This window comes from Enterobacter sp. JBIWA003, from assembly GCF_019968825.1.
GTDB lineage: Bacteria > Pseudomonadota > Gammaproteobacteria > Enterobacterales > Enterobacteriaceae > Enterobacter > Enterobacter quasiroggenkampii.
The window spans coordinates 107,734-130,435 of record NZ_CP074171.1 but is presented as its reverse complement, the minus strand read 5'-3'; the positions used below and the strand labels follow the sequence as shown (position 1 = coordinate 130,435).

Below are 22,702 nucleotides of genomic sequence, written 5' to 3'. Positions count from 1 at the left end.
AAAAATATCCTGACCATGGATGTTATCGTCGGGAGCGTAATAGTTGCGGGAGGTTGTGGCACTTATGACGATAAAATGAGGTTTCCGGCGAGTTTTTAACCTGAAAGTAAGGGATTTACTGCCCTGGATATTGAGTGCATTACTGATTGCCGTTTTTGTTTGTAGCAGTCTGTTTTTAGTTGATTTTTGGAGGTTTTTTTATGAAACTTTATTATATTGTAGGTTCTTGTTCTTTAGCTGTTCGTATTGTGATGAATGAACTAAACATTCAACATGAATCAATCAGGCTTCAGAAAAAGAAAGTTGGTAATGGGTATAAGGTTTACACTTCAGAAGGGATATTATATGAAGACACTATTAATAAGAAAAATGCGGTCCCTTTGTTGGTTCTCGATGATGGTAGAGAATTGACAGAGGTATCTGTAATATTACAGTATTTGGCGGATAAGTATAACGGAAAAATGATTTCCCCTGATAATGGAAGTTTTGAACGTTACCAGGTTCAGGAGTGGTTAAATTACATTGCATCTGAATTGCATAAAAACTTCACTTTAATATTTTATAAAAACGATTATCCAGAAGGCTCTGGTGATTTATTTATGGAGCAGGCAATAAAGAAAATTTCATTTTTGAATTCATGTTTAAACAATCGAGAGAGTTTGGTAGGTGATTTCTCTATTGCTGATGTTTATATGTTCGTGGTGTTATCCTGGTGTCAGTATATTGGAATTGATTTGAAAAAATACACGCATATTGTAAGTTATTACAACCGAATTCTTCAAAGGAAGTCTGTCATTGAATCATTAGAAGAGGAAGGTCTTAAATATCACTTAATCTGATATTGTATAATTTTAAAAACGTATACCGAATCATGCGTCAGAATGCACTTCTGACAGAATGATTTGCTTGCCTGTGGGCATCTGGACGGCATTGACTGGTCCTGATTGTCGATGGACGGCTGTATGATTAAATCGCCGCTGGCAGGGATAAAAAAACAGACCGTAATCCCACAGAAAGAGGGAAGCAAGGCGTAAAGCGCAGTCTGATGACAGATTCCAGCGGGCTTCCTCTGTCGCTGGCCGTCGCAGCTTCGAACACGTACGATATCAAACTGGTTGCAGATACGCCCGATGCATTTCAGACGGGTCGTGCGGGGCAAAAAATCAGGCTCTGCCTGGACAAAGGTTGCGAAGCAGGCTGGCTGGAAAAGTATCTACAGAGCCGTCGCCACGAGCCGCATATCCAGTCCTGTAAGGAAGAATCTTACGGAAGTAAAAACACGTACTTCAAAACCCATGGCTGTGTTGTCGTGAGGACTCATAGTTGGATGAATCGCTTTCGGCGGGTCCTGACCCGATGGGAAAAGAAGGCCCAAAATTACGAGGCCATGTTGCATTTTGTCTGTGGTCTTATCGTCTGTAATAAATCTCTGTTGAAATATACTCTTAACTTACCTCCATAATGGAGGTGTTTAGTGAACCAGAAAACCAAAATTTCGTATTTACATGCTAATATAAACAAGACTGTTATGCAAGCTGCAATAAAATCAATTTAAACTCTTCATCATCAAACTAAAAGGAGATAAGTTATGGGGAAAAATTTAATTATCCTGGCGCACCCTGATATAAATAAATCAATCTACAACAAAAAAATCATTAGTGGCTTAAAACACATTGAGGCCACACAAATAAAAAATATTTATGAGTTATACCCTGACTTTAAAATAAATACCGCCATAGAACAAAGTGATTTGTTGCATGCGGAAAAAATTATATTCCAATTTCCAATGTACTGGTATGGAGCTCCGGCATTATTAAAGCAATGGGAGCAGTATGTTCTCACTCCTGATTTATGCTCGGGAGTTACAGGTGATAAATTAAAAGGGAAAGAACTTATGATATCTGTTACAGGTGGTGGATCTATGGAGGAATATGAAAGAAAAAAAATGGATTATGATGTCATGAAATTATGGGCTCCATTTTTTTATATTGCAAGGTATTGCCAGATGCAATTCCATGAACCTGTGTACACTAATGTCCCTTATATACCAACTGGCCATGAAAATTGTGACCTTAGTAAGGTCGATGATATCATAAAGCCGCATATAGAAAAAATCCTGAAATTCATAGAGTCCCCAAATAAAAGCAGAAACTTAAATTAAGTTCCAGCAGGAGTCGCCTAAGAAAACGGAAAATAAAGTACGAGAAACGTGTGCAGAGGCAGGAGTCCAGCGATATAGCGTAGGAATGGACATGCTGAGATTCTTGCCCACGTCCTTGGGCTGCAATCCACTGGCCAGTAGCTCTTTGGCTGCAGAAAACGTATCGAACTATCTTCGAGAGTAAGCGTCACATCCAGACCGTATTGACGCTTATGCAGATGTGAGATCGGTTTTCCACGGCAGCAGGTCGCGCAGCCGGTTTACCGGCCAGTCCTGGATATGTCCCAGGACATAGCGCAGCCACGCCTCCGGCTCCACACCATTCAGCCGGCAGGTGCCGATCAGCGAGTACAGGATCGCAGCACGTTCACCGCCCGCGTCTGAACCCGCGAACAGCCAGTTCTTCCTGCCCAGGGCTACGCCACGTAGTGCGTTCTCCGCGATGTTGTTGTCGATCTCCGCCCACCCGTTGCTGCAGTACAGGTTTAACGCGTCCCACTGCTTCAGCAGGTAGGCGAACGCCTTCGCCGTATCCGAGTGGCGCGACAGCACCTTCATCTGTTCCTGTATCCAGTCATACAACGACTGCATCCGCGGTATGGCTTTGGCTTTTCTGGTCGCCAGCCTTTCCTCTGCCGGACTGCCGCGTATCTCCGCCTCGATGGCGTACAGTTCGCCGATGCGCCTCAGTGCTTCGGTTGTGATATCTGTTGGGAGGCGGACGTGGACGTCGTGGATTTTTCGGCGGGCGTGTGCCATACACGCCGCTTCGGTGATGCGGCCGTCTTCGTACAGCGCGTTGTAGCCACCGTACGCGTCCGCCTGCAGGATACCGCTGTACCCGGCAAGATGTTGCTGTGGATGCACGCCTTTCCGGTCCGGCGAGTACGCGAACCATACCGCCGGTGGAAGTTGTGACCCCGCGTTACGGTCATCCCGGACGTAGACCCACAGCCGGGCCGTGCGGGTTTTGCCGCTGCCCGGCTCCTGCACCGGCACAGGGATATCGTCGGTATGCACCTTACCCGGCATCAGCACGTACTGGCGAAGCAGGTCGTACAGCGGCTCCATCAGTTCGCTGACCGCGCCGGACCAGCGCCCCAGCGTGGCACGACTCAGTTCAACACCCTGACGACGGTATATCTCTGACTGACGATAGTGAGGCACATGTTCGGCGAACTTCGCCGTGACGATGCGCGCCAGCAGGCCGGGCCCCGCATAGCTGCGCTCAATGGGTTTTGAAGGCATGGGTGTCTGAACGATGTGGTCGCAGCTGCAGCAGGCCAGCTTCGGCCGCTGCGTTTCGATAACCTTAAAGGCGCTGCTGATAAGCTCGAGCTGCTCCGATACGTCGCAGCCCAGCGCAGTGAGCTCGCCACCGCATTCCGGACAGGCGGTTTCTGCCGGCGACAGCGTGCGGGTTTCCCGGGGAAGCGATGCCGGCAGCGGTTTGCGAGAGGAAGACTGGCGCAGCGGCTGGGGCAGTACCGGGTCATGCTGCTCTCCCAGCACCTCCGCCATCTCCTCCTGCAGGGCGCTGATGCGCTCCTCTGCCTCGCGCACCTGGCGCTGCGTTTTCTCACGCAGCTTTTCGGAGCTTTTGCCGAACTGCATCCGCTGCAGCTTAGCGACCAGCGCCTTCAGCCGGTTAATTTCGCTGGCGTACGCCGCCACCCGCTGTGAGAGCAGGCGGTTATACTCCGCCATTTTGCGGATGGTGGTCTGCTGCTCCTGCAGCAGCGCCCTGAGCCGGGCGTTTTCATCAGGGTATGAGGTCTCCATAACCCCACTTTACAGCAGGTTACAGGCGTATTCCAGGGCGTTCCGTTCGCTGCGGATGCTTCCAGTTAATGCCTTCCAGCAGCATGGACAGCTGCGCCGGCGTCAGGTGGATTTTGCCGTCGCGGGTCACCGGCCAGACGAAGCGCCCCCGTTCCAGGCGTTTGGTGAACAGGCACAGGCCGTCCCGGTCCGCCCACAGCACCTTTATCATGTCGCCGCGACGCCCCCGGAAGATGAACAGATGCCCGCTGAAGGGGTCATCCCGTAACGTGTTCTGCACTCTGGAAGCAAGGCCATTGAAGCCGTTGCGCATGTCCGTCACGCCGGCGACCAGCCAGATGCGGGAGCCCGCAGGGAGTGATATCACCGGCATCCTCCCTGCATTTCCCGGATAAGCATCTGCAGCAGCTCTGGCGTCAGCTTTCCACTAATACGCAGCGTACCGGCGGGCAGAACCAGTTCGCAGCAGGGAGACTCTTCCGCAGAGGGTGTCAGCGGGCTGACCTGCCTTTCGGTAGCGGTCAGCGTCACGGGGAGCAGTGCTGGCGTGCTGGCCGGAGTCCCTGACAGCTCCTGCTGATAACGACGTCGCCAGTTGAACAGGAGATTGTCGTTAATGTTATTTTCACGGGCCAGCTGTGCCACGCTGACGCCGGGCTGCATCGACTGCGCCACCAGTGCGATTTTGAAGTCGCGGGGGAAGTTGGGACGTCGTGGTCGTTTGCGGGCGACAGGGATTTCGCAGAGCGCAGGGACTACGGGAAGAATGGACGATTTTCGGGAGTTCTGCCGGTAAAGGCGTTTATCCAGGTTTTTTGCGTTGATCCGTGGCGGCAAAGGCCAGGAGAGACCGGCTTTCCTGAAGCGAACAAAGAGATCGCAGGCCGTGGTTTTGGGGATGCCTAACCGGCGTCCGGCCTCAATGCGCGGCAGTTTTTCTTCAAAGTGGAGGCGAAGTACCTCGAGAAGCCATGTCCGGTGTTTCAAGCGATAGTGTCCATTTAAAATGATCTGCGCCCCAGATCTTGGACAACTTATGCAGCCTGACTCAATCGATATTGTACCGGACTAAGACCGCCAAGTTTTTCCTTTATCCTCAATTGGTTATAATAATCAATGTAATCGATAATGTCTCGCTTTAAGTCATCCACATTTTTATATTCATTGAGGTAATAACATTCTGATTTCAATGTTCCAAAAAAACTCTCTATCACTGCATTATCAAGGCAATTTCCCCGACGAGACATACTCTGGGCGATGCCACTATCTTTTAACCATCGTTGCCAGCGTGACATCTGATATTGCCAGCCTTGATCGCTGTGCAATATTGGGTGTTCGTCTTTCGGCAACTGTTTCAGCGCATCCGTGAGCATAGTCTGCACCATTGAAGGTAGAGGGCGGTTAGCGAGGTTATAAGCAATGATTTCGCCATTATAAAGATCCATGATGGGCGACAAATACAGCTTTTTGCCATTCACTTTAAACTCAGTGACATCTGTGACCCACTTCTCGTTGGGGCGTTCTGCGTCAAACTGGCGTTTCAGGAGATTATCGCAAATTCGTCCTTGTTCTCCTTTATATGAACGGTACTTTTTGACGCGAATCAGGCTGCTAATACCCAGTTCCTTCATGAGTTTTCTAACGGTTTTGCCATTAAGTAAAACCCCCTCGTTACGACATGCCAGCCTGATGCGTCTGTAACCATAGCGACCTTTGTGCTGGTGATAAATTTTCAGCACAAGCGCTCTGGCAGACTGGTATCGGTCCGGAGCCGCAAGACGTTTTACATGATAGTAAAATGTACTCCGGGGCAGCCCAGCAACGATTAACAATCGGGACAATGGCCATTCCTGCCTTAGTTCACTTACAATGCTCACTTTTTCCTGGGCGCTGAGCATGTTTTCTGCTGAACCAAGGCCTTCAGCTTTTTTAAGTAGGCATTCTCGACCCTGAGTTGTTCAAGTTCCTCTCGCTCAACATCGGTTAATGCTGGCTGTGGTGGGACTGGCGTGATGCTTTTATCTGGCACTGGGATGATCTTTTGATTTTTTCGGGTGAAAGCATCCTCGCCATGTTTTCTATATTTTTCAAGCCAGGTACATACAGTACCAAAGGCTGGTATCCCATGTTTTACCGCAGTTTCACGAACAGAGAAGCCATCATCCACAACTTCTTTTACTACCATAAGTTTGAAATCAGCAGAGTAGCGTCCCTTTTTACCCGTAAGCACACCGATCCCATGCTCCCGGTAGGCATAAGCCCATTTTCTTACCGTGCAAGGGCTTATGTCGTACATCCTGGCTACAGATTTCAGACTCAACTCATCTTCCAGATACTTCTCTGACACTTCCTTTTTGAATTCCAATGAAAATTTTGCCATGCGCCCTCAGTTTTTGATCTGGTGTCTAACTTTTGGGGCGCACTACAAAAATGATGGACACTATTTTCCCGGAACCGGAGCCTGCTGCACAGACGGTCTAATTGTGACGCTTACCTTCGAGATCACGCAGGCTCAAAGCATAAGCAAGGTACCAGCGAATGCACCGGGCGATGACATCGACAGAAAAATGGAGTCGTTTGAAGGCTTTTCGGATCAGAGACATGACTGGTTACTTGAGAAAATAAGGGGGATTTTGTCAGCCCCCCTTAATGCAACAGAAACCCCGGGATTGCCGGAACATCAGTAATTCGCCGGAAGTGACTTTTTATCCATCAGCCTTCCCCTGCGCATTGTAATATATCCGCCGGTGCTGAGCTCCTTCAGAATTTTGTTCAGTGAACTGCGTGAGACGGTCGTCCGGCTAAGAATGAACTCAAAGGCTGAAAACCTGCTGCGCTGCTCTTCATCCATTTCCCACAGCATTTCAAGGTGCTGTCTGACAATCCCGTAGACGTTTCGCGATGCGAATGCTTCATCGCGAATGTAGCATTTATTTACCACATCCACACAAAGTGTGAAGGCCTCCTGCCAGAGTGATTGCTCTTCGATAAGGCGCAGCGCGCGTTCCTGCCTTATTGCCATCAGCTCGGCCGGTCTGGTGGTTCTGAGATAATGAAAGATCGTATCCTTCTCCCGGAGGGTCAGTCCGGTGACGGCGGGGGCTTTGACGTAAGCCACGACGGTATCGTCTGACAGCCTGCGGACCTCTGCTTCACCCGCGCACAGACAGTACACGTACTGCGTCTCTTTCTGACGAAATGGTATGGTCTGCTTTTCGCCGGCGACAACCCTGTGAAAACAGTCAGCGCTCTCAATATTGTCAATGATACGTTCTGCAGCAAGCTGTGCGGATATACTGGTCATCATCATTCCGTGTAAAAATACCCATTAATTTAGTGTGGTAAAGGTGTTAACGGAGTTTAATATAGGCGAATTATGATATTATTTTGTATCAGTGATTGTGGAATATTGAAGCTGTGACTGGTATCAAAAAATTCAGCAAGCGTTTGACATTATTCCTGTGGTCCTGACCGGCCTGCCACCTCCGGACAGCTTTTTTCGCTTAAGTTGACGATCACCGCATCCGCCGGTATATCACTTAACTGAACCGCACCGGGTTTCCGGGAGACTAAACTCTCAGTGAAAAAGGAGATCCGACATGGCATCAAAATCAGCAAACCGTTACTCCCCGGAATTTCGTGAACGGGCAGTCAGAATGTTGCTGGACCAGCGTGATGAGTACCGTTCTGAACACGCGGCTATCCATTCTCTTGCCCCTAAAATAGGCTGCAGCACCGACACCCTGCGCACCTGGCTTCGTCAGCATGAGCGGGATGCAGGCGGAGGTGACGGTGGACTTTCCACCTCTGAGCGCGAACGTCTCAAGGAGCTGGAGCGGGAAGTCCGGGAACTGCGGCGCAGCAACGATATCCTGCGGCAGGCTTCCGCTTATTTTGCGAAGGCGGAGTTCGACCGTCTGTGGAAAAATAATACCGCTGCTGGATACCCTCAGCAGGAGCCACGGGGTCGGACCGGTATGCCATGAGCTGGATATCGCCCCGTCGACATATTACCGGCACCAGGAGCAGCGTCAGCATCCGGAGAAGCGTAGCCTGCGGCAGCAACGTGACGACCAGCTGAAAGTGGAGATACAGCGCGTGTACGACGAAAACTACAGCGTCTATGGTGTTCGCAAGGTCTGGCGTCAGTTGCAGCGGGAAGGCTTCAGCGTGGCCAGATGCACCATCGCGCGGCTGATGAAGGCTATGGGGCTGGCCGGTGTGCTCCGTGGTAAAAAAGTGCGCACGACAGTCGGTCGTAAAACGCAGGCCGCTCATGACAGGGTCAATCGCCAGTTCGTCGCTGCCCGTCCCAACCAGCTTTGGGTGGCAGATTTTACGTATGCCAGCACCTGGCAGGGCTTCGCGTACGTGGCGTTCATCATCGATGTGTTCGCCGGCGTCATCGTGGGCTGGCAGGTGTCATCCTCGATGGAGACGACATTCGTGCTGGATGCGCTGGAGCAGGCGCTGTGGGCCCGTCGTCCGTCAGGCACAATCCATCACAGCGATAAGGGATCGCAATATGTGTCGCTGGCGTACACGCAGCGGCTACAGGAGGCGGAACTGCTGGCCTCAACGGGCAGCACGGGGGACTCCTACGACAATGCAATGGCGGAGAGCATCAATGGCCTGTACAAAGCGGAGGTGATACACCGACAGAGCTGGAAAAACCGTACAGAGGTTGAGCTGGCGACGCTGACATGGGTGGAGTGGTACAACAATCGTCGGCTGCTTGGGCGACTCGGCCACATACCACCTGCTGAAGCAGAAAAAGCGTATTATGCTTCCATCGGAGAAAAGGCTCTGGCAGCCTGAGTTCCCGGACTAAACTCTCTCCCACAAAACCGGGGCGGTTCAGTACCGGACGAAGAAGTTCTCCTTAAGATATTTCACCATTCGTTCCACCTTGCCTTTGGTTCTGGCCCTGCGCGGACGGCAGGCGCGTGGCAGGAAGTCATAGTGGTCGGCCAGCAACAGAAACCCGGAGTTGAACACCACTTTCCCGTTGTTATTCTTCAGCACCGCCGCCTTCTGGTTATCAACCAGCACGGTTTTCACGCTGCCACCGAAGTATCGGAAGGCGCGGACCAGAGACTCATAGATGTGTTCAGCGTCCTGCTTTGGTGCGGCGAAGACATGGAAGCGACGGGAGAACTCCAGCGCATTCACCGCGAAGTTAACTTTGCATCGCTGTCCAGCGACCTCCACCTCGACTTCGCCCCAGTCGTGCTGCAACTGGTAACCGGGCTGGGTTTCGAAGCGGACTGTTTTCTTCGATGGCCGCATTTTGCGTTTGGGCTGGATGTAATAGCGCAACATGGAGCGCCCGCCGGTGTAACCCATTGCTTTAATTTCTGCGAGGATAACCTCGCCATTCCAGACATTCTCAGCCAGGCGCGTGTCGATATAGTCCATGAACGGCTTCAGTTTGGCCATTTTGTGGCGTGTTTTTCTGGCCGGTGGTTCAGGGTATTTAAGATACCGCCTGACAGTACGCTCAGAGGTAAGCGTCGTCTCAGTACCGTCTGGCAAATCCTGAAATTCCTGAGAGGATAGTGGACACCAAATATGTAGTGCGCCCCAAAAGTTAGACACCAGATCAAAAACTGAGGGCGCATGGCAAAATTTTCATTGGAATTCAAAAAGGAAGTGTCAGAGAAGTATCTGGAAGATGAGTTGAGTCTGAAATCTGTAGCCAGGATGTACGACATAAGCCCTTGCACGGTAAGAAAATGGGCTTATGCCTACCGGGAGCATGGGATCGGTGTGCTTACGGGTAAAAAGGGACGCTACTCTGCTGATTTCAAACTTATGGTAGTAAAAGAAGTTGTGGATGATGGCTTCTCTGTTCGTGAAACTGCGGTAAAACATGGGATACCAGCCTTTGGTACTGTATGTACCTGGCTTGAAAAATATAGAAAACATGGCGAGGATGCTTTCACCCGAAAAAATCAAAAGATCATCCCAGTGCCAGATAAAAGCATCACGCCAGTCCCACCACAGCCAGCATTAACCGATGTTGAGCGAGAGGAACTTGAACAACTCAGGGTCGAGAATGCCTACTTAAAAAAGCTGAAGGCCTTGGTTCAGCAGAAAACATGCTCAGCGCCCAGGAAAAAGTGAGCATTGTAAGTGAACTAAGGCAGGAATGGCCATTGTCCCGATTGTTAATCGTTGCTGGGCTGCCCCGGAGTACATTTTACTATCATGTAAAACGTCTTGCGGCTCCGGACCGATACCAGTCTGCCAGAGCGCTTGTGCTGAAAATTTATCACCAGCACAAAGGTCGCTATGGTTACAGACGCATCAGGCTGGCATGTCGTAACGAGGGGGTTTTACTTAATGGCAAAACCGTTAGAAAACTCATGAAGGAACTGGGTATTAGCAGCCTGATTCGCGTCAAAAAGTACCGTTCATATAAAGGAGAACAAGGACGAATTTGCGATAATCTCCTGAAACGCCAGTTTGACGCAGAACGCCCCAACGAGAAGTGGGTCACAGATGTCACTGAGTTTAAAGTGAATGGCAAAAAGCTGTATTTGTCGCCCATCATGGATCTTTATAATGGCGAAATCATTGCTTATAACCTCGCTAACCGCCCTCTACCTTCAATGGTGCAGACTATGCTCACGGATGCGCTGAAACAGTTGCCGAAAGACGAACACCCAATATTGCACAGCGATCAAGGCTGGCAATATCAGATGTCACGCTGGCAACGATGGTTAAAAGATAGTGGCATCGCCCAGAGTATGTCTCGTCGGGGAAATTGCCTTGATAATGCAGTGATAGAGAGTTTTTTTGGAACATTGAAATCAGAATGTTATTACCTCAATGAATATAAAAATGTGGATGACTTAAAGCGAGACATTATCGATTACATTGATTATTATAACCAATTGAGGATAAAGGAAAAACTTGGCGGTCTTAGTCCGGTACAATATCGATTGAGTCAGGCTGCATAAGTTGTCCAAGATCTGGGGCGCAGATCAATATGGTGGACGCTATCCATGAAATCATTAACCGCAGTGCGTAAAAAAAGCCCTAATTATCCCGTAGAGTTCAAAATCAAAATGGTTGAACTCTCGCATCGACCAGAGATCTCCGTAGCGCAACTCGCTCGTGAGCATGGGATAAACGATAATCTGTTGTTCAAGTGGCGTCAGTACTGGCGCGAAGGAAAACTACTTCCTCCTTCAACAACAGAAAACAGCGTGCCTGAGCTGCTCCCGATAACACTTGATGCCGAAGATGTTGTTCCTGCAACCTCCTCACTGACACAACCTGTAGCTGCTGCGGCACCTGAATCACTCAATATCAGCTGTGAAGTGACGTTCCGGCACGGATCACTCCGTCTGAATGGTGCCATCAGCGAAAATATCCTGAACCTGCTGATACGGGAGCTCAAACGTTGATCCCATTACCATCAGGGACAAAGATCTGGCTGGTCGCTGGTATCACCGATATGAGAAACGGTTTTAACGGCCTTGCGGCAAAGGTGCTGACGACGCTGAAAGACGATCCGATGTCTGGTCACGTTTTTATCTTCCGTGGGCGTAATGGCAGTCAGGTAAAACTCCTCTGGTCTACCGGTGATGGGCTGTGTCTGCTGACCAAACGGCTGGAGCGTGGCCGCTTCGCCTGGCCGTCAGCCCGGGATGGTAAAGTGTTCCTCACACCGGCACAGCTGGCGATGCTCCTTGAAGGTATCGACTGGCGGCAGCCTAAAAGACTGCTTACGTCCCTGACTATGTTGTAGGCCTCTTTATCCTGGTCGACGCTGAATGAGCCTGGTAATATACCCGGCATGAACAGCTCACATCCTGACAATATCGACGAACTGAAACGTCTTCTTGCCGAACAGGAAGCGCTGAATCGTGCCCTGCTGGAAAAGCTGAACGAGCGTGAACGCGAAATAGATCACCTGCAGGCGCAACTGGATAAGCTGCGCCGAATGAACTTCGGCAGCCGCTCCGAAAAAGTCTCCCGCCGTATCGCGCAGATGGAAGCCGACCTTAACCAGTTACAGAAAGAAAGCGATACCCTTACCGGTCGGGTGGATGACCCGGCCGTGCAACGCCCGCTGCGGCAGACCCGTACCCGCAAACCGTTCCCTGAATCACTTCCCCGTGACGAAAAACGGCTGCTGCCAGCAGCGTCATGCTGCCCGAAATGTGGTGGTACGCTGAGCTACCTGGGTGAGGATGCCGCTGAACAGCTGGAACTGATGCGAAGCGCCTTCCGGGTTATCCGGACAGTACGTGAAAAGCATGCCTGTACTCAGTGCGATGCCATAGTGCAGGCTCCCGCGCCTTCGCGGCCCATCGAGCGGGGTATAGCAGGACCGGGGCTGCTGGCCCGCGTGCTGACCTCAAAGTATGCAGAGCATACCCCGCTGTATCGCCAGTCAGAAATATACAACCGCCAGGGTGTGGAGCTGAGCCGTTCACTGCTGTCGGGCTGGGTGGACGCATGCTGCCGACTGCTGTCACCGCTGGAAGAGGCGCTTCAGCACTATGTAGTTACCGACGGCAAACTCCATGCCGATGATACCCCCGTGCAGGTGCTGCTGCCGGGTAATAAGAAGACGAAGACCGGGCGGTTGTGGACATACGTTCGTGATGACCGCAACGCCGGGTCAGCGTTGCCACCGGCGGTGTGGTTCGCGTACAGTCCCGACAGAAAAGGCATCCACCCGCAGACTCATCTTGCCGGCTTCAGCGGTGTGCTGCAGGCAGATGCTTACGCCGGGTTCAACGAACTGTACCGCGATGGCCGGATAACGGAAGCGGCTTGTTGGGCTCACACCCGCCGTAAAATCCACGATGTGCACGTCCGTACGCCGTCGGCGCTGACGGATGAAGCCCTGAAGCGTATCGGCGAGCTGTATACCGTTGAGGCGGAGATAAGGGGAATGCCGGCGGACCAGCGCCTTGCTGAACGTGAGCGGAAAACGAAACCGCTGCTGAAATCCCTGGAGAGCTGGCTGCGTGAAAAGATGAAAACGCTATCGCGACACTCGGAGCTGGCGAAGGCCTTCACGTACGCCCTGAACCAGTGGCCGGCACTGGCGTACTATGCAGAGGACGGCTGGGCCGAAGCAGATAACAACATCGCTGAAAATGCCCTACGGATGGTCAGCCTGGGTCGTAAAAACTGGTTGTTCTTCGGCTCAGACCACGGAGGTGAGCGTGGAGCGTTGCTGTACAGTCTGGTCGGGACATGCAGACTGAACGGCGTGGATCCAGAACGCTACCTTCGCCATGTCCTTGACGTCATAGCTGACTGGCCGGTCAGTCGGGTGAGTGAACTGCTCCCCTGGCGCGCAGCACTGTCAACTGAATAACCCGTCCCCGTCAATACGGTTCTCGCTTGACGCTTACGCTCAGAGCAACCAACCTGAGTCGCAATATCGATAATGTACGCCCCTTGCTTACGCATTTGCTTTATCATGTAAAAGTCCTCTCTGCTCAGCATGTCGATGTCCTTTCTGGTGTGAGAACCTCAAGGAAACAACATGTTGGGTGGAGCGGACAACTCAAATGGCAAATGACAGTCTTATATCATTGGCGCTAACACTATCATCGCCGGATTAAAGGTTCGTCGACAGACGTCGCTGACGGGGCGCTTACTTCGAAGATATGCCTATTGAAAGTATACTGTCTACAGTATATTCAGAATTAGCCTTTACCCTGAATATCTGGAGAGACCTGTTTTTGAAAATGGCATACTGCCTCATTTCAATTTCAGTACTGTATGTTTTTTCAATTCCCCCCATAATTTCCCCTGCTCTCGTTAGCGTCATGCTGGGATGAATTCCCCATTTATTTTTACACCGCACATCAAACGTTTCGATATATATTATTCTACCAGCTGAATTCACTATGGCATCTAAGCTGTAAAATTTGTTCACATTTAGATGCCATATAAAAATGCCATCTACATTCTTTTCCTTGGCGTACGAAATCTCCTTAACTTTTAGGTAATCAACAATTTTTGTATTTAACTTTACCTGACCGATAGAGTTATCGTAAATAAGGCAACGCTCCGAAATATCAGTGGCATAACTATTTAATGGAAATAATAAATATAATACAATAAACTTAAGCAAAGTGTTTTTTTTAAATTCATATAAATCCGCCATCCCCTAATAACATTATAACAATAACTCTTGGGTGATTTCATCTTGTAAGATCTTTACAGTGTGAAGCCTTAACCCCTGCATATATATGAAGTGAATTATAGAGTTCTTTGCGTAAACTTCCACGCTGGCAGAAATCACAGGAACCACCCGCGTCCACGTCAGAAATCTTTGTCCCCTGAGTGCCATCATTAACCTTGAAAGTCCCGGTAAAGACAGTGCCGGACCCATAGTCAAAGAGTACCCTCACAATGCTCCTTTTAGTGCCGGGAATCATAACAGAAGAAATAATCTCTGAACTCTGCGGTCGCTCCCATGCATTAGGCAGAAATGGATTTCCTTCCACAAAAGGAGGTTTCTCGCCAGGAGCTTCCCGGATAGCACGTTCCCGTAAATCAGATACACTCTCCAGCAGGCACAGCAATTCCGGTGAAATCAGTGAAGGAAGTTCGCCACCTAGTTTTTCACGATAGATACCGCTTGGTTTAATATTCCTTTCCCACTTCAGAAAGCGCTCAACCGTTTCATGAGCCCTGTCCTGAGGATTTGCTCCAACAAGGGAGATCTGTAGAAATACAAAAACGCCTGAAAAGTAGATGATTATCTTTTTCACATAATTTCTCCTTCGCTAATATAACTGTCATTTTGGGCCTCCTTTCACTGAGAGTTTAGACTCCCGAAAAAACCGTACAGTTCAAGCGCAACTAAATTTAAGATAGTGTGCTTATGCTTCAAAAGCACGTGTCCCTCATATATTACTTTACACCCGTTAAGACAGTTCAGCAGGCGCTGACGGACATCAGGATCCAGTGCTCGTGTGGCAGACGGCCTGCCAGCCACAGCTTTTCAGCAGTGAGTAAAGCCCTTCAGCCCGCCCCCCAATTCTGTCCGGTACCTGTATAACCTGCATCCCGCCATTATTGGGGGCTGTTCTGGTCGAGTTAACCAGACTGAACCGCCCCGGTTTTCCGGGAGAGTATTTTGGTTGGGAACTCAGGCTGCCAGATCCTTATTCCCGATGGAAGTATAATATGCATGTTCGGCTTCTGCCGGTGGGATATGCCCCAGCCTTTCCAGAAACCGGCGATTGTTGTACCAGTCCACCCACGCCAGCGTCGCCAGCTCATGCACGGCTTTTCCAGCTTTGCCTGTGTATCACCTCCGCTTTGTACAGGCCGTTGATGCTTTCGGCCATCGCGTTATCATAAGAGTCACCCGTACTTCCCGTTGAAGCCAGAAGCTCCGCCTCCTGCAACCGCTGTGTGTATGCCAGCGACACGTACTGTGAACCTTTGTCGCTGTGATGGATGGTGCCTGATGGCCGGTGGGCCCACAGCGCCTGCTCCAGCGCATCCAGCACGAACGTGGTTTCCATCGATGACGACACCCGCCAGCCCACGATGGCTCCGGCGAACACGTCGATGATGAACGCCACATACGCGAAGCCCTGCCAGGTACTCACGTATGTGAAGTCTGCTACCCAAAGCTGAGTGGGATGCTCTGCCACGAACTGATCCTACCCGCGAATAGTGGACACGGGACTAAGTGAGTAAACTCTCAACCAGAGGTGACTCATGACCAAATCAGCCACAACCAGCAACAAGCTCCGCAAACAACACTCGCCCGAGTTCCGTCAGGAAGCCCTGAAGCTTGCTGAACGCATTGGTGTAGCCGCCGCAGCCCGTGAACTCAGTCTGTACGAATCTCAACTTTATACCTGGCGTAAAAAACAACAGCAGGCCCTGTCTGGCTCTGAGCGGGAGCAGCAGCAATCCGTTGAAATTGCACGTCTTAAACGCCTGCTGGCTGAACGGGACGAGGAGCTGGCCATTCTCCAAAAGGCCGCGACATACTTCGCGAAGCGCCTGAAATGAAGTATGTCTTTGTCGAAAATCATCGGGCAGAGTTCAGTGCCGGGTGCTGCGCGTGGCCAGGAGTGGCTGGTATTCATGGTGTCTGCGCCGTCATCAGACTAACCGGCGACGGCAGTCCGTCTGGTCTGTGATGCCGCTGTCCGGCAGGCGTTCAGTGATGCAAAACAGCGGTATGGTGCACCGCGTCTGGCTGATAAATTGCCCCGGTACAACATCAGAACCATCGCCGCCAGCCTGCGTCGTCAGGGGCTTCGTGCAAAAGCAGCGCGTAAGTTCAGGCCGGTCAGCTACCGTAAGCATGGTCTGCCGGTATCAGAGAACCTGCTGAAGCAGGATTTTTACGCCAGCAGGCCGAACCAGAAATGGGCTGGTGAAATCACGTACGTACGGATGAGGGCTGGCTGTATCTGGCGGTGGTGATTGACCTGTGGTCCAGGGCTGTCATTGGCTGGTCGATGTCGCCAAGAATGACGGCACAACTCGCGTGTGATGCGCTACAGATGGCACTGTGGCGACGTAAGCGACCGGAAAATGTCATCGTCCATACGGATCGTGGCGGGCAATATTGTTCAGCGGATTATCAGGCATTGCTGAAACGGCATAATCTACGCGGGAGCATGAGCGCCAAAGGGTGTTGTTACGACAATGCCTGCGCGGAAAGCTTCTTCCATTCGCTGAAGGTGGAATGTATCCATGGAGAGCGCTTTATCAGCCGGGAATTAATGCGAACGGCGGTGTTCAATTATATCGAGTGTGATTACAATCGGTGGCGTCGTCACAGTGCCTGTGGCGGACTCAGCCCGGAACAATTTGAAAACCAGAACCTCGCTTAGGGCGGTGTCCACATTATCTGGGTAAGATCACATTGCCCCCTGCGCCTGTGGCGCCAGATATTCGAATTCGGACTCATATCCCCTCTCCCGTTACGTTATTCCTGAACCAGTAGCAGACCGGCCCGTCGCAGGTATCATGGACTGACCCCAGGAACCAGCCGTCATCGTCCGGCGGTTCGGGTATCCAGCCCCGCGCATCCGGTGCCTCATCAGTGAATCCGTCTGCAAAGGCCTCAGGTGCCTCATCCCGCATGGTCATCACGAAGCACGCCAGCCCGTGGGTTCTCAGCCAGTAACGAAGTTCTCCCGGAGTTTCACAACCGCTGCGGACAAGCGCAGGATGCGTCGAGTATCCGTGTTCATCGCGTTCTGCATCGACGGGAACAATCATTTTCCGCCCTCCCTGAGTTCAGCACGTTCATCCGCCGCGTCCGTCCCTGAAAAGGACTTATCGCCATCGTGTTGGGGTTCTACGCCGGAAACCTGGATTTTTCCGAAACCAGTAACGGCGAGGGTTGTCACATAAACGACCAGTTGAGTGACAATCATTAAGACAACGATTTTAATGCTGAAGCCTGTCACATAACCCGTCATTCAACGCCATGCAAATCTGAGGAGCTTTAGGTTTGGTGACGAAATTTTCTGGGATTCCGGCGTAGAAAACCATGTGAATAAAGCCCGCATCAAACGGGCTTTATTGGCTTTGCTATTTGTCACCATAGTGATAACGGGCTGCGTAGATGATGATTTCTCCGCTCTTGATTGAATAGACCAGACGGTGACTCTGATCAATCCGGCGGGAATAGAGCGCCGGATCTTTGTGGTGCCGCAGCCGTTCGGGTTTTCCGATACCTGTCAGCGGATCAGCCTCGATGCTGCGCAACAGCTGCCGGATACGCTCAAACTTCTTTTTGTCAGTATCACGCCAGTAGCTAAGGTCATCAGCTCCGTTCCTGGTGAACTTAATATTCCACTTCGACAAATTCGCCGCGCTCCGCCTGTTTCATTGACTCATTGATATGCGCGGCGTTCGCCGGATTGCTGAACAGATAGACCGTTTCGATTAGCGCCTCATACTCTCCTGCATCGATCATAACAATATCAGGTGCGTCACGACGCATGACGCGTACAGGTTCAGCATCATCAGTGACGCGCTTCATGGTGTCAGCAAAATGTTTACGGGCATCAGTAAAATTGATTGCATGCATGTTGTTAGCTCCCATTTTTGGGCTTAGTATATAACACGTACGCAAATAAGTACACATTAGCATTCCATAACGACGAATTCACTATGTAAATTGGCTGGTGTTTTGTTGGCCGCTTAACGGCGGTCACTGTTCCACTGAGCCTCAACCCCCAACACCCCATCATACATCTGGCAGGACTTAACCAAAATGTATCCATATGGCATAAGATGTTATGTAAGAAAGCAGCACAGCGGAGGACACCATGAAACGCCAGAAACTGACTGAATATGAATCCCGCCGCCTGGCAGACGCGATTGCAGCTGAGGTCAGGGCTATGGGATTACACGGCAGGGTAAGGATGCCTCAGGAGACAAGACGCCGCATCCGGGAACAGGTACTGAAAATCATTCTTGCTGAACGGGAAGCGGACAAAAAACGGGAAGCGGCACAGGCGCAGGGTCTCGAACCAGAAGACACCTTCAGCTGGCGGCCACAGCGTCGCCGGTGACGGTGATGGAAACGGAGACCATTGAACATAACGTCCTCTTGCGCGCACAGCTAAAACGGAATGAGAGCGTTTCCGGGGTCAGACGGGCGAAAGTCGTGGCTGTTAAACCGAAAAACCACCGGAAACGCGCCCGGTAAATTTTAACCGTCTGCATGACCATGCAGCAAGATGAATGGCAATCTTTTCCTGCGTAGTCTTACGCTTACGAAGCTCCAGCCCCAACAGTATTCCTATCACCTCAAAATTAGAACCAGTATTAGACATATGTTTAAACCTATCTCTTATTTTAAGATACATCTACTGTCTGGTGTTTCTTGGGGACGCCCCATGAAGTACATTTATCCGCTTTTATCGTCCTGTTATTCGTAAGCGTAAAGCCAGCGCCGTATGTAGCCATTAAGCAAGTACTGGTAACTTAGATGCCCACCTGTTATGTAGTGCGCCCCAAAAGTTAGACACCAGATCAAAAACTGAGGGCGCATGGCAAAATTTTCATTGGAATTCAAAAAGGAAGTGTCAGAGAAGTATCTGGAAGATGAGTTGAGTCTGAAATCTGTAGCCAGGATGTACGACATAAGCCCTTGCACGGTAAGAAAATGGGCTTATGCCTACCGGGAGCATGGGATCGGTGTGCTTACGGGTAAAAAGGGACGCTACTCTGCTGATTTCAAACTTATGGTAGTAAAAGAAGTTGTGGATGATGGCTTCTCTGTTCGTGAAACTGCGGTAAAACATGGGATACCAGCCTTTGGTACTGTATGTACCTGGCTTGAAAAATATAGAAAACATGGCGAGGATGCTTTCACCCGAAAAAATCAAAAGATCATCCCAGTGCCAGATAAAAGCATCACGCCAGTCCCACCACAGCCAGCATTAACCGATGTTGAGCGAGAGGAACTTGAACAACTCAGGGTCGAGAATGCCTACTTAAAAAAGCTGAAGGCCTTGGTTCAGCAGAAAACATGCTCAGCGCCCAGGAAAAAGTGAGCATTGTAAGTGAACTAAGGCAGGAATGGCCATTGTCCCGATTGTTAATCGTTGCTGGGCTGCCCCGGAGTACATTTTACTATCATGTAAAACGTCTTGCGGCTCCGGACCGATACCAGTCTGCCAGAGCGCTTGTGCTGAAAATTTATCACCAGCACAAAGGTCGCTATGGTTACAGACGCATCAGGCTGGCATGTCGTAACGAGGGGGTTTTACTTAATGGCAAAACCGTTAGAAAACTCATGAAGGAACTGGGTATTAGCAGCCTGATTCGCGTCAAAAAGTACCGTTCATATAAAGGAGAACAAGGACGAATTTGCGATAATCTCCTGAAACGCCAGTTTGACGCAGAACGCCCCAACGAGAAGTGGGTCACAGATGTCACTGAGTTTAAAGTGAATGGCAAAAAGCTGTATTTGTCGCCCATCATGGATCTTTATAATGGCGAAATCATTGCTTATAACCTCGCTAACCGCCCTCTACCTTCAATGGTGCAGACTATGCTCACGGATGCGCTGAAACAGTTGCCGAAAGACGAACACCCAATATTGCACAGCGATCAAGGCTGGCAATATCAGATGTCACGCTGGCAACGATGGTTAAAAGATAGTGGCATCGCCCAGAGTATGTCTCGTCGGGGAAATTGCCTTGATAATGCAGTGATAGAGAGTTTTTTTGGAACATTGAAATCAGAATGTTATTACCTCAATGAATATAAAAATGTGGATGACTTAAAGCGAGACATTATCGATTACATTGATTATTATAACCAATTGAGGATAAAGGAAAAACTTGGCGGTCTTAGTCCGGTACAATATCGATTGAGTCAGGCTGCATAAGTTGTCCAAGATCTGGGGCGCAGATCATTACAGACGGACATCTAAATATGGAAACCCAATCCTGACGAAAAGAACCCTGAAAGAATTATTGGGGTTTGGGGAGTAGTGGAACCAAAAAGACGGTTAAGCGGTTCAATTGAATGGTCAATAACAGGTAAATCAATCTGTTGAGAGCCACTGCGTCTTTTGCTCCGCAAACGGCCAGGATGGGTATAGTTAATTTGGCTATCGTAAAAGAGGTGGCTAAAAATGGCAATATGCGATGTAAATTGGCTGGTTAATTTTTGGCTATTTAAAATGACCGCTTAACGGTGTTTACTGTTCCGTTGCTCCCGAAACCCCAACAACATCTAACACATCATTCACGACTCAATAAAACCAAATTCTTTAAAATAGCATCTAAATACACCCCTCGCAGAATTCCCTAAACATTACCTTACGCATCCGGAAAGAAAATACCAACGCTTTCTTTAGCAACCTTATCAATAAATAGCTTAATAGTTTGTCCGTCAAATTTACCACTAGCTACAGACTCCTCACTAAGCATATTCATTCTCATAATTTCACTACACATAGCCCTGACTCTAACCAAACTGTCCAGCATAACCTTGTTGTACTCCATCTGGTTAAAACCGCCTTCCTTCCTTTCTCTCTGAATACGATAAACTCTGAGCCCTAGCTCTACTAACATGGAAGTTATTGACGAAACTGTTGCATCAGTCTCCGTTGCTCCTTCCTGCCTGCGCTCAGTAATAATCGCATCTATTTCTTCCCTGACCTGATTACTGACAAATGTTTGTATCCGTGGCATTCTTTGCTTTTCCTTACAGATTTAGAATCTTATTAAAATATAAATTCGGAAAATTATCCATAGTATGTTCAGAGTATATCATTTATTTTTGCAGAGTATAGTAACGAGTACACCCCCTCGAAAAACCAGAGTATACCCTAGAGTACACTCTATCTATCTAATTGATTTTAAATGCATAGTATAACAAGAGTATATCAAGCACTCTAATTATACTCTGCATAGAGTATATATATACTCTATGCATCAATGATGCAAATGACTTTGCAGTCTTTAAAAAACCATAACAGCATGATTTCAAAGAAAAATCAGGCAAGATGCAATCTTGCGACGGGTGTGGGACTTTGAAGTTAAGAAGCAGGTTTAGACAAAATTGTCCGCCGGGCAGGATTCCGCATATTCCGGCATTGCCGTTTTTTATCGGAAATGGCACTCTAGACATGGGATATGACAGATATGGAATATTGCAGATGAAGAACGTTCTTCTCGCTGGATTACTCGTGGTTACCTCTCCAGCCATTGCTCAGGACTGTTTTGATATGGCGGGAAGGGATTACCATATTGAACCTGATTTATTGCGTGCAATCTCTTTCAGAGAGTCATCATGGCGCCCTGATGCAATGAACGTTGTCAGCAATCAAAGTTACGCTGTCGGTATGATGCAAATACACTCGCAGAATTTTTCGCATCTGGCTCAGTATGGGATCACGGCTGGTAATCTTTACAGAGATCCCTGCATGAATATCTATACGGGTGCCTATTATCTCGCAATTGCTTTTAAGCGCTGGGGATACTCCTGGAGGGCAGTAGGAGCTTATAATGCAGGCTTTCGTGAAACGGAGGCGCAGGAGAGGAAACGCCAGAAGTACGCAGAGGAAATCAGAGCTATTTATAACGGAATCAAAAAAAATGCGTCACCTGAATGACGCATCAGCTGTTAATCAATAGCACGCCATATCAGTTCGCGTTCCGGGTGCTGAATAATGCTGACATAATCCTTTAGCGCATCCTGACGGGCGATGAGATGATTAAGGACCGTGGCATATTCCGGCCCCATACCTACCACCTTCCATGATAGCCAGTTCATTATCATCAGGGTAGAAATAATTCCTGCTGCATCAGCACTGACTTCTGCCTCAAAGTAATTACCGGGAATAACCATGTTATAGCGCTGTTCACCTTCTGGTGCGATATATCCTGTTTGTGCGGTGGTGAACCTGACACAGTTCGGAGCCACGTTTCCGCCAGTACCCTGCGGAATAATCCAGTAATTCCAGAAACCACCATCATAATCTGAATGCTGACGTAACCAGCTGGCAATCATGTTATCAGCAGAAGGCGTAAAAAAGAGCGCGGGAATAAAATCAAGACGTTCATCTCCATCTGTAACACAGTAGCGCTTGCGTTCATCGATTTTAAATTGTTCGGCTGATGCTAAAAGCAGCCCTCCGCGAATTGATGAAATCGGGAGATAGTCACACAAGGAGAATGCACACCTCCCGGAACGTAAAATCGGCGCAAGACGAATTACCGTTACGGACATCAGAGCGGCGGTAATTTATTACCGCCACGGTGAAAGCGG

General features: G+C 49.6%; 22 protein-coding genes, 6 pseudogenes and 1 other annotated feature. Of the genes and pseudogenes, 12 read left to right on the top strand and 16 right to left on the bottom strand.

From position 1 onward, the window contains the following. Positions 1–200: 200 nt before the first annotated feature. The 3 genes and pseudogenes from KGP25_RS25155 to KGP25_RS25145 all read left to right on the top strand — a co-directional run bounded on the left by KGP25_RS25155 (position 201) and on the right by KGP25_RS25145 (position 2,161). Complete coding sequence (locus tag KGP25_RS25155) at positions 201–839, top strand: glutathione S-transferase N-terminal domain-containing protein (RefSeq protein ID WP_143345833.1); 639 nt, start codon at positions 201–203, stop codon at positions 837–839. A 48-nt stretch (positions 840–887) separates the two neighbouring features. Then, positions 888–1,462 (top strand): annotated as a pseudogene (locus tag KGP25_RS25150) (IS5/IS1182 family transposase); the annotation flags it as partial. Positions 1,463–1,588: 126 nt separating this feature from the next. Continuing rightward, positions 1,589–2,161, top strand: a complete 573-nt coding sequence (locus KGP25_RS25145) for an NAD(P)H-dependent oxidoreductase (RefSeq protein ID WP_223540621.1) — start codon at positions 1,589–1,591, stop codon at positions 2,159–2,161. Positions 2,162–2,371: 210 nt separating this feature from the next. On the opposite strand, the gene KGP25_RS25140 is transcribed toward KGP25_RS25145, so the two are convergent. The 6 genes and pseudogenes from KGP25_RS25140 to KGP25_RS25115 form a co-directional block, all read right to left on the bottom strand. After that, entirely contained in the window at positions 2,372–3,943 is a 1,572-nt protein-coding gene (locus tag KGP25_RS25140; protein WP_223540620.1) for an IS66 family transposase, read from the bottom strand. 19 nt (positions 3,944–3,962) lie between these two features. Further along, positions 3,963–4,310: an IS66 family insertion sequence element accessory protein TnpB gene (gene tnpB, locus KGP25_RS25135; protein WP_143345776.1), complete on the bottom strand. Its 348-nt coding sequence runs from the start codon at positions 4,308–4,310 to the stop codon at positions 3,963–3,965. Further along, complete coding sequence (gene tnpA / locus KGP25_RS25130) at positions 4,307–4,930, bottom strand: IS66-like element accessory protein TnpA (RefSeq protein WP_143345831.1); 624 nt, start codon at positions 4,928–4,930, stop codon at positions 4,307–4,309. Before tnpA ends, tnpB (KGP25_RS25135) begins: the two co-directional genes overlap by 4 nt. A 47-nt stretch (positions 4,931–4,977) precedes the next feature. Then, positions 4,978–6,323, bottom strand: a protein-coding gene (locus KGP25_RS25125; RefSeq protein ID WP_123060779.1) for an IS3 family transposase whose coding sequence is annotated in 2 segments (ribosomal slippage) — positions 4,978–5,838 and positions 5,841–6,323 — 1,344 coding nt in all. Because the reading frame shifts where the segments join, the coding sequence is not laid out codon by codon here. Between the two features lie 115 nt (positions 6,324–6,438). Then, positions 6,439–6,546 (bottom strand): annotated as a pseudogene (locus tag KGP25_RS25120) (IS6 family transposase); the annotation flags it as partial. A gap of 77 nt (positions 6,547–6,623) precedes the next feature. Continuing rightward, entirely contained in the window at positions 6,624–7,247 is a 624-nt protein-coding gene (locus KGP25_RS25115) for a helix-turn-helix domain-containing protein (RefSeq protein ID WP_223540619.1), read from the bottom strand. A 295-nt stretch (positions 7,248–7,542) separates the two neighbouring features. On the opposite strand from KGP25_RS25115, the pseudogene KGP25_RS25110 reads away from it, so the two are divergent. Continuing rightward, a pseudogene (locus tag KGP25_RS25110) lies at positions 7,543–8,761 on the top strand (IS3 family transposase). Then, positions 7,830–7,945 (top strand) — a sequence feature (AL1L pseudoknot). It overlaps the preceding pseudogene by 116 nt. A gap of 42 nt (positions 8,762–8,803) precedes the next feature. On the opposite strand, the pseudogene istA reads toward KGP25_RS25110, so the two are convergent. Next, positions 8,804–9,448: pseudogene (gene istA / locus KGP25_RS25105) on the bottom strand (IS21 family transposase); the annotation flags it as partial. Positions 9,449–9,562: 114 nt separating this feature from the next. On the opposite strand from istA, the gene KGP25_RS25100 reads away from it, so the two are divergent. The 4 genes from KGP25_RS25100 (at position 9,563) to KGP25_RS25085 (ending at position 13,289) form a co-directional block, all read left to right on the top strand. Then, a protein-coding gene (locus tag KGP25_RS25100; RefSeq protein WP_123060779.1) for an IS3 family transposase occupies positions 9,563–10,908 on the top strand; the annotation gives its coding sequence in 2 pieces (ribosomal slippage) (positions 9,563–10,045 and positions 10,048–10,908; 1,344 coding nt in all). 45 nt (positions 10,909–10,953) lie between these two features. Then, positions 10,954–11,358, top strand: coding sequence for a transposase (locus tag KGP25_RS25095; RefSeq protein ID WP_223540618.1), 405 nt, complete (start codon positions 10,954–10,956; stop codon positions 11,356–11,358). Continuing rightward, positions 11,355–11,702, top strand: coding sequence for an IS66 family insertion sequence element accessory protein TnpB (tnpB, locus tag KGP25_RS25090; protein ID WP_223540617.1), 348 nt, complete (start codon positions 11,355–11,357; stop codon positions 11,700–11,702). The genes KGP25_RS25095 and tnpB (KGP25_RS25090) overlap by 4 nt, the downstream gene beginning before the upstream one ends. A gap of 48 nt (positions 11,703–11,750) precedes the next feature. Continuing rightward, positions 11,751–13,289 (top strand): IS66 family transposase, encoded by a 1,539-nt coding sequence (locus KGP25_RS25085; RefSeq protein ID WP_223540616.1) that lies wholly within the window; start codon positions 11,751–11,753, stop codon positions 13,287–13,289. A 282-nt stretch (positions 13,290–13,571) separates the two neighbouring features. On the opposite strand, the gene KGP25_RS25080 is transcribed toward KGP25_RS25085, so the two are convergent. From KGP25_RS25080 to KGP25_RS25070, 3 genes and pseudogenes are all read right to left on the bottom strand, one after another. Next, a complete protein-coding gene (locus tag KGP25_RS25080; RefSeq protein WP_223540615.1) occupies positions 13,572–14,087 on the bottom strand; it encodes a hypothetical protein in 516 nt (171 codons plus the stop codon). 37 nt (positions 14,088–14,124) lie between these two features. Further along, positions 14,125–14,697, bottom strand: a complete 573-nt coding sequence (locus KGP25_RS25075; RefSeq protein ID WP_123061076.1) for a hypothetical protein — start codon at positions 14,695–14,697, stop codon at positions 14,125–14,127. A 380-nt stretch (positions 14,698–15,077) separates the two neighbouring features. Continuing rightward, a pseudogene (locus KGP25_RS25070) lies at positions 15,078–15,597 on the bottom strand (IS3 family transposase); the annotation flags it as partial. A gap of 61 nt (positions 15,598–15,658) precedes the next feature. Between KGP25_RS25070 and KGP25_RS25065 the strand changes: the two are divergent. Further along, positions 15,659–16,791 (top strand): annotated as a pseudogene (locus tag KGP25_RS25065) (IS3 family transposase). A gap of 73 nt (positions 16,792–16,864) precedes the next feature. Here the strand turns inward: KGP25_RS25065 and KGP25_RS25060 are convergent. The 4 genes from KGP25_RS25060 to KGP25_RS25045 form a co-directional block, all read right to left on the bottom strand. Continuing rightward, positions 16,865–17,182 carry a hypothetical protein gene (locus KGP25_RS25060; protein WP_223540614.1) on the bottom strand — a complete coding sequence of 106 codons (318 nt, stop codon included), beginning with the start codon at positions 17,180–17,182 and terminating at the stop codon, positions 16,865–16,867. After that, complete coding sequence (locus tag KGP25_RS25055) at positions 17,179–17,385, bottom strand: hypothetical protein (RefSeq protein ID WP_123061046.1); 207 nt, start codon at positions 17,383–17,385, stop codon at positions 17,179–17,181. The genes KGP25_RS25060 and KGP25_RS25055 overlap by 4 nt, the downstream gene beginning before the upstream one ends. Before the next feature lie 112 nt (positions 17,386–17,497). Further along, a complete protein-coding gene (locus tag KGP25_RS25050; protein ID WP_123061045.1) occupies positions 17,498–17,773 on the bottom strand; it encodes a Txe/YoeB family addiction module toxin in 276 nt (91 codons plus the stop codon). After that, complete coding sequence (locus KGP25_RS25045; RefSeq protein ID WP_103061436.1) at positions 17,754–17,999, bottom strand: type II toxin-antitoxin system Phd/YefM family antitoxin; 246 nt, start codon at positions 17,997–17,999, stop codon at positions 17,754–17,756. The genes KGP25_RS25050 and KGP25_RS25045 overlap by 20 nt, the downstream gene beginning before the upstream one ends. A gap of 241 nt (positions 18,000–18,240) precedes the next feature. Here KGP25_RS25045 and KGP25_RS25040 point away from each other — a divergent pair, with 241 nt between their 5' ends. Both KGP25_RS25040 and KGP25_RS25035 read left to right on the top strand, forming a co-directional pair. Next, a complete protein-coding gene (locus KGP25_RS25040) occupies positions 18,241–18,486 on the top strand; it encodes a hypothetical protein (RefSeq protein ID WP_123061044.1) in 246 nt (81 codons plus the stop codon). A 480-nt stretch (positions 18,487–18,966) separates the two neighbouring features. After that, positions 18,967–20,312, top strand: a protein-coding gene (locus tag KGP25_RS25035) for an IS3 family transposase (RefSeq protein WP_123060779.1) whose coding sequence is annotated in 2 segments (ribosomal slippage) — positions 18,967–19,449 and positions 19,452–20,312 — 1,344 coding nt in all. Because the reading frame shifts where the segments join, the coding sequence is not laid out codon by codon here. 436 nt (positions 20,313–20,748) lie between these two features. On the opposite strand, the gene traM is transcribed toward KGP25_RS25035, so the two are convergent. After that, positions 20,749–21,123, bottom strand: coding sequence for a conjugal transfer relaxosome DNA-binding protein TraM (gene traM / locus KGP25_RS25030; RefSeq protein ID WP_123061042.1), 375 nt, complete (start codon positions 21,121–21,123; stop codon positions 20,749–20,751). 467 nt (positions 21,124–21,590) lie between these two features. Here traM and KGP25_RS25025 point away from each other — a divergent pair, with 467 nt between their 5' ends. Beyond that, a complete protein-coding gene (locus KGP25_RS25025) occupies positions 21,591–22,046 on the top strand; it encodes a transglycosylase SLT domain-containing protein (RefSeq protein WP_143345793.1) in 456 nt (151 codons plus the stop codon). An 11-nt stretch (positions 22,047–22,057) separates the two neighbouring features. Here KGP25_RS25025 and KGP25_RS25020 read toward each other — a convergent pair whose 3' ends face one another. Then, positions 22,058–22,576 carry an antirestriction protein gene (locus tag KGP25_RS25020; RefSeq protein ID WP_223540708.1) on the bottom strand — a complete coding sequence of 173 codons (519 nt, stop codon included), beginning with the start codon at positions 22,574–22,576 and terminating at the stop codon, positions 22,058–22,060. Between the last annotated feature and the right edge of the window lie 126 nt (positions 22,577–22,702).